5 protein-coding genes, 8 tRNA genes and 1 rRNA gene are annotated in these 6405 nt (G+C 40.0%); 10 read left to right on the top strand and 4 right to left on the bottom strand.

Features of this window, described 5'->3' with window-relative positions; genetic code table 11:
- Positions 1–71 (top strand) — tRNA-Glu (locus HCH28_RS24740).
- A gap of 59 nt (positions 72–130) precedes the next feature.
- Here HCH28_RS24740 and HCH28_RS24735 read toward each other — a convergent pair.
- From HCH28_RS24735 to nadB, 4 genes are all read right to left on the bottom strand, one after another.
- Complete coding sequence (locus tag HCH28_RS24735; RefSeq protein WP_221683483.1) at positions 131–547, bottom strand: VOC family protein; 417 nt, start codon at positions 545–547, stop codon at positions 131–133.
- Between the two features lie 162 nt (positions 548–709).
- Positions 710–1813, bottom strand: coding sequence for a quinolinate synthase NadA (nadA, locus tag HCH28_RS24730; RefSeq protein WP_221683482.1), 1104 nt, complete (start codon positions 1811–1813; stop codon positions 710–712).
- Complete coding sequence (nadC, locus tag HCH28_RS24725) at positions 1800–2660, bottom strand: carboxylating nicotinate-nucleotide diphosphorylase (RefSeq protein ID WP_004227779.1); 861 nt, start codon at positions 2658–2660, stop codon at positions 1800–1802. Before nadC ends, nadA begins: the two co-directional genes overlap by 14 nt.
- Positions 2617–4203, bottom strand: a complete 1587-nt coding sequence (nadB, locus tag HCH28_RS24720; RefSeq protein ID WP_221683481.1) for an L-aspartate oxidase — start codon at positions 4201–4203, stop codon at positions 2617–2619. Before nadB ends, nadC begins: the two co-directional genes overlap by 44 nt.
- Positions 4204–4303: 100 nt before the next feature.
- Here nadB and HCH28_RS24715 point away from each other — a divergent pair, with 100 nt between their 5' ends.
- The 9 genes from HCH28_RS24715 (at position 4304) to HCH28_RS24675 (ending at position 6404) form a co-directional block, all read left to right on the top strand.
- Positions 4304–5374 carry a cysteine desulfurase family protein gene (locus tag HCH28_RS24715; protein WP_221683485.1) on the top strand — a complete coding sequence of 357 codons (1071 nt, stop codon included), beginning with the start codon at positions 4304–4306 and terminating at the stop codon, positions 5372–5374.
- 277 nt (positions 5375–5651) lie between these two features.
- Positions 5652–5767: ribosomal RNA gene (gene rrf / locus HCH28_RS24710) — 5S ribosomal RNA — on the top strand.
- Positions 5768–5777: 10 nt separating this feature from the next.
- Positions 5778–5853 (top strand) — tRNA-Val (locus tag HCH28_RS24705).
- A gap of 3 nt (positions 5854–5856) precedes the next feature.
- Positions 5857–5932 (top strand) — tRNA-Thr (locus tag HCH28_RS24700).
- A gap of 6 nt (positions 5933–5938) precedes the next feature.
- A tRNA-Lys gene (locus HCH28_RS24695) sits at positions 5939–6014 on the top strand.
- Between the two features lie 17 nt (positions 6015–6031).
- Positions 6032–6116, top strand: a tRNA-Leu gene (locus HCH28_RS24690).
- 37 nt (positions 6117–6153) lie between these two features.
- Positions 6154–6228, top strand: a tRNA-Gly gene (locus HCH28_RS24685).
- 5 nt (positions 6229–6233) lie between these two features.
- Positions 6234–6322, top strand: a tRNA-Leu gene (locus HCH28_RS24680).
- Positions 6323–6330: 8 nt separating this feature from the next.
- Positions 6331–6404 (top strand) — tRNA-Arg (locus HCH28_RS24675).
- Position 6405 lies beyond the last annotated feature (1 nt).

The raw sequence follows: 6405 nt of genomic DNA, 5'->3' as shown, positions 1-6405 counted from the left end.
GCCCGTTGGTCAAGTGGTTAAGACACCGCCCTTTCACGGCGGTAACACGGGTTCGAATCCCGTACGGGTCATACTAAAAACAGTAGATGCATTTGCATCTACTGTTTTTTGATATTCATAGATACAAAATTTACTCTTGATTCAATGCATTTTCATCCATATAAACCACTTCCCAGATATGCCCATCTACATCTTGAAAACCCCAACCATACATAAATCCGTGATCTTGTGGTTCACTATATGGTTTACCACCAGAGGCAAGTGCCTTATTCACTAATTGATCTACTTGTTCTCGGCTTTCAGCAGAAAGACATAAGATTGCTTCTGCAGAAGTAGTAGTATCTGTAACTTCTTTCTTACTAAATCCTTTAAATCGTTCTTCAACCATTATTAATGCGAAGATATTTTCACTAATAATCATTGAGGCTGTTGTTTCATCACTGAATTGTTGATTGAACTCAAAACCTAATTCCTTAAAAAAACTGATAGATTTGTTTAGATCTTTTACTGGTAAATTGATAAAGATATTTTTCGATTGAAAAGCCATTTAATATCACCTCCAAATTGACAGTATCATGGAGCATAAAGTCGTGTCAATTTTAGCAATGTAGGCGAAAATGGAAGCCGTTAGCACTATTGAAAGCAGGTGTTTGTAAACAGAAACAGAAAGGTTATATCTTCAACCTTTCTGTTTAAAAAGTGTAACTATTTATCCTCTGGCTAGCATTCTATCAAGTGAACTAAGTGCTTCAGCGGTAGTATGTTTATCTACTTGTATACGGTTATGAGGTTGACCTTGCTCAATACTTTCTAAGCTCCATAACAAATGTGGAAGGTCAATTCGATTCATTGTTAAACAAGGACAAAAGTTTTCATTTAAGGAGACAATATGTTTATCAGGATGCTGCTTAATAATGCGATTGACAAGATTCATTTCTGTTCCAATTGCCCATGCAGATTCGCTTGGAGCTCGATTGATTGTATCAATAATGTATTTTGTGGAGCCTGCATCATCAGCCGCTGCTACCACTTCACGGCTGCACTCTGGGTGAACGATAATCCTCATAGTCGGGTGTTCTTTGCGAATAACCTCTGTATGTTGAACCGTAAACCCTTCGTGCACAGAGCAGTGACCCTTCCAAAGAATAACCTGGATATTTTCAAGAGGCTCTTTTGTTTCGAGCATGTTCTTATGTGGATTCCAAACAGCCATATTTTCAAGAGGTATACCTAAATCATAGGCAGTATTCCTTCCTAAATGTTGGTCAGGTAAAAAGAAGATACGCTGTTTTTGGGTAAAAGCCCATTGAACAAGTTCCTTTGCATTCGATGAAGTGACACAAGCACCACCATGCCTTCCAGTAAAGGCTTTAATAGCCGCAGTTGAATTAACATAGGTTAGAGGAATAATCGTATCACCAAAGAGTTCTTGAAGAATGGGCCATGCTTGTTCTGTTTGATAAATATCTGCCATATCAGCCATTGAACAACCAGCGCGCATATCTGGTAAATAGACACGTTGCTGTTTCGTTGTCAGCATATCAGCAGTCTCTGCCATAAAATGTACACCGCAAAATACGATGTGTTCAGCTTCCTTATTTGCTGCGGATAATTGAGCTAACTGTAAAGAATCCCCAGTTGCGTCTGCAAATTGAATGACTTCATCTTTTTGATAATGGTGGGCAGGAATAAATAATTTAGGACCTAATTTTTTCTTTATTGATAAAATACGAGATTCCATTTCCTTTACAGATAGTTCCCGATAATGCTCTGGGAGTAATGTCGTCTGTTGTAATAAACTAGTGATGGACAAGGGAATGATCTCCTTTCATTTGAACGAGTGCACTAATATCAAAAGCTTTAACTGAATGTGTTAAGGAGCCAAGTGAAATCCATTGAATACCCGATTGGGCATATGCCTTTAAATTTTCAAGTGTGATGCCCCCAGATGCTTCAGTCGCAATAGTGGGAGGAACAATGGGAAGCCATGCACGAATTTCTTCTGGGCTACGGTTATCAAACATAATAATATCTGCTCCTGCGTTGATAGCTTCTTCTAATTGTTCTTTTGTTTCAATTTCAACTTCAATTTTTACGGTATGACCGACTTTTACTCTAGCGGCCTGAACTGCCTTTGTAATGCTACCAGCAAAGGCAATATGATTATCCTTTAGCATAATTGCGTCATACAGGCCATTACGATGATTAAAAGCACCACCAATTCGAACAGCATATTTATCTAACATACGCAGTCCTGGTAGTGTTTTACGCGTATCACATATTTTTGCGTGAGTACCTACTGTTTCTTGAACGGCAAGATGGGCTGCCGTTGCAATAGCAGACATACGTTGAATAAGATTTAAAATGACACGCTCACCGATTAATAACTTTTGTAAGGGACCTTTAATCACAGCGAGTACATCACCTGACTTAACCATCTCTCCATCTTTTTTATGAAGGTTGACTTCGATTGATCGATCGAGTAAGAGAAAGCCATGCTCAATAATGTTAGCCCCGCAAAAAATTCCGCTTTCTTTCGCGTAAAAAGAAAAAGCTCCCTGCTGTTCGGGTGAAAAGATAAATTCACTCGATAAATCTCCATCTCCTAAATCCTCATTAAAAAATTGCTTGAGCATTTCCTCGAGTTTGATGATATTCATACAATGAGTTCCTCACTTTCATTTGTCCTTGCGAAAAAATAATCCATCGGCTTGCCCATTGTGATTTCATTTCGGGTTTATCCGTTCGAATATGAGCTCCTCTTGTTTCCGTTCGGGTAATTGCTGCATGTGCCATTAATGTGGCGACTACATGCATCATAAATAATTCCAACTCAGCTAGTTCAAGACCCTTTAAATTAACTTGAGTAAGTGATTGCAAGGAGGGTAGTTGCTTTGCAAAATGCTGCAAGTCATCAATATTTCTAACAATACCTAGGAACCGCATCATGTGTTGCTGTAATTGGGGTTTGCTAAATAAAGGTGGCATTTTATCAGCACATTGATGCTTTTCCAGTAAAAAGTTTTTTTGATGACACCCTTTTTGAATAATGTACTGCGCCATTTTTTGACCAAATGTAATACCTTCCAATAGGGAGTTACTTGCTAAACGATTCGCGCCATGTACGCCTGTACAGGCAACCTCACCGACTGCATATAAGTTTGGTATAGTAGTTCTTCCTTTGTCATCAGCAATAACACCACCCATCAAGAAATGACTTCCTGGAGCCACGGGGATTAGGCCATCTTGTAAATGAACGTGATGAACATGGCATAGCTGAGCAATTGTTGGAAATTTTTCTTCAAAGTCGTGAATGTTAGTGATATCAATAAACGTTTCTTCACCAGCTGCACGTTTTGTAAATAGGGCAAGTGCAGTAATATGTCTTGGTGCTAGGTCAAGTTGAGCATGTAAACCTGTCATAATGGGCTGATGCTGTGCATTAACAAAAATACCGCCAGCCCCTCTGACAGCTTCAGAAACTAATCCCTTTGCTTCATTTTTACACCAAAGAAGACTCGGGTGAAATTGCATAAATTCCATATCACTAATGGCAGCGCCTGCTCGAAATGCTAATGCGATCCCATCCCCTGTATTAGTTGGAAAATTAGATGTACTTGAATAAAGGGCACCTGCGCCACCTGTCGCTAAAATAACATGATGTGCCAAATAACGTTTTGTACCTTTTTCTCCTTTGGTTAATACTCCTACACAGTCACCATCTGTATTCCGTAAAAGCTCATAAGCCATTTCATAGCAATTGATCTTTGTTTTGGGTGAGAGTTTATGAAGCAAATAATCTATGAAAATCTGACCAGTACGATCACCACCTGCATGTAGAATACGATGATGACTATGTGCTCCTTCAAGTCCTAGAGCAGGTTTTCCATCGACCTGCCGATCAACAGGGAGGCCATCCTTTAGATAGTTTTGCATAATCTCAGTGCCATCTTTTATAAGTGTTTTAACATGCCTTTTCTCATGATGATACTCGCCAGCTTTCAATGTATCAGCAATATGGTGTTGAATATGATCTTCCTCACTAGTAACAGCAGCAATCCCACCTTGTGCACGGTAAGAACTACTCATATATAAAGATGATTTTGTAACAATTTGTATTTGAAAATGTTTTTCAAGCACTAAAGCAGCCTGAAGTGCAGCAATTCCACTACCAATTATAAGGACGTCTGTCTTTACATCCATAGTTATACCTTCTTTACAGTTGTCTTGACACTTATCTTTACATAAAATAAAAAAGAAAACAAGACCTGATGAACAAGAGAGGAAGAAGACGATGATTTATATGGATTATGCTGCAACATCACCTATGATGAGGGAATCTCTTGAGGCCTATGTAGAGGTGGCACAACGGTATTATGGAAATAGTGCGAGTCTGCATGATTTAGGGGGACAAGCCCTTTATTTTGTCCAGCAATCAAGAGAGGTTGTAGCCCAAGCCCTAGGTGTAACTAGTGATGGTGTAATTTTTACGGGTAGTGGAACAGAGGGAAATCTCATAGCCATCTTGTCGTTAGCACTAGCCTCAAAAAAAGGAAAACACATTATTTCTTCTCAAGCTGAGCATACGTCAGTGCATGCAGCTTTGAATACACTTGAGAAAAAGGGCTTTACTGTAACAAAATTACCTTTGCAGAAGGATGGTTGTGTTGATCTGGGACAATTGCAACAAGCAATCCGAGAAGAGACTGCTTTGATTACCATTCAACATGTCAATTCTGAAATTGGTTCAATCCAGCCTGTAGAGAAAATCGTAAAGATGGCAAGAAAATCAAATATTTTCTGTCACGTTGATTGTGTACAATCATTTGGTAAACTAGCTATACCAAAGGGGGCCGATGCTATTACCATCTCGGCTCATAAAATAGGTGGGCCAAAGGGCTGCGGTGCTATATATATGAACCCTGCAATCAGAGTACCTGCATTAACACCAGGTGTGACACATGAGAGGGGTCTTAGAGGGGGAACATTAGATACTCCTGCAATCGTGGCCTTTGCCGCGGCAATTGAAAACTATCAATATGAGTTGCAACATTATCAAACGTTAAGAGATTATTTTGAAAATAATTTACCTGAAACATGTCAGCTCGTTGAATGTAAACAGCAACTACCTAATATTTGTGGGGTAATGATGGAGAAAGTAGAGGGGCAATATGTTCTTTTAAAGTTAAATGAGGCGGGAATCTGTATCTCTACTGGTAGTGCATGTGATATTCATAGTGAATCGGGAACAAAGGCTATTCTATCTATGGGGTTCTCTTTGGAAGCGGCACGCCAATTTTTTAGAATATCTTTTGGTCCTTCTACTACACTTGAGGATATTGTAAAATTAAAAATAGAGCTTTCAAATATTTAATGAAAAGAAGAGTGAAGGATTATCTATATTCTTCACTTGTATTGAAATAGATTATAAGCTAAGAATATCGGCAAATAAAATAATTGTTTTCTTTTGAACCAACAATTGCTATAATATTTTGCAGGGCAATATTTTCTCTTACTTAACAAAAATAACTTTAAAAAGTAATAATTTCTTTTTTTTATAAAAAAGTATTGCATAATGTTAGAAAACGTTATACAATAATTCTTGTCTTGAAGGACAGGTAAACAACTTCAAAACAAGATACATAACAAAGTCTAGTGATGATGGCAAAGAGGTCACACCCGTTCCCATACCGAACACGGAAGTTAAGCTCTTTAGCGCCGATGGTAGTTGGGGGCTTCCCCCTGTGAGAGTAGGACGTCGCTAGGCATAATACCCAGGAGGATTAGCTCAGCTGGGAGAGCATCTGCCTTACAAGCAGAGGGTCGGCGGTTCGAGCCCGTCATCCTCCACCATATGCCGGTTTAGCTCAGCAGGTAGAGCAACTGACTTGTAATCAGTAGGTCGTGGGTTCGATTCCTATAGCCGGCACCATTTTTCGAGCCATTAGCTCAGTTGGTAGAGCATCTGACTTTTAATCAGAGGGTCGAAGGTTCGAGTCCTTCATGGCTCACCATTTTTAAATAATAATAAGCGGGTGTGGCGGAATTGGCAGACGCACTAGACTTAGGATCTAGCGCCGCAAGGCGTGGGGGTTCGACTCCCTTCACCCGCACCATTATTTTCATTGCCAGATAAAAAAAGCTTATGCACATGCGGAAGTAGTTCAGTGGTAGAACACCACCTTGCCAAGGTGGGGGTCGCGAGTTCGAACCTCGTCTTCCGCTCCAAATGTGCCGGGGTGGCGGAACTGGCAGACGCACAGGACTTAAAATCCTGCGGTAGGTGACTACCGTACCGGTTCGATTCCGGTCCTCGGCACCATTTTAAATGCGCCCGTAGCTCAATTGGATAGAGCGTCTGACTACGGATCAGAAGGTTATGGGTTCGACTCCTGTCGGGCGCGC

It is taken from the genome of Lysinibacillus sp. K60 (assembly GCF_019731275.1).
Taxonomy (GTDB): domain Bacteria; phylum Bacillota; class Bacilli; order Bacillales_A; family Planococcaceae; genus Lysinibacillus; species Lysinibacillus capsici.
Note: the sequence above shows the minus strand (reverse complement) of the source record. Positions and strands in the feature narration are given on the sequence as shown.

What these genes read in the sequence shown, in the direction of transcription:
- HCH28_RS24735 (WP_221683483.1), bottom strand. Translation starts at nt 547, where the DNA reads ATGGCTTTTCAATCGAAAAATATCTTTATCAATTTACCAGTAAAAGAT.
- nadC (WP_004227779.1), bottom strand. Translation starts at nt 2,660, where the DNA reads ATGAATATCATCAAACTCGAGGAAATGCTCAAGCAATTTTTTAATGAG.
- HCH28_RS24715 (WP_221683485.1), top strand. Translation starts at nt 4,304, where the DNA reads ATGGATTATGCTGCAACATCACCTATGATGAGGGAATCTCTTGAGGCC.
- nadB (WP_221683481.1), bottom strand. Translation starts at nt 4,203, where the DNA reads ATGGATGTAAAGACAGACGTCCTTATAATTGGTAGTGGAATTGCTGCA.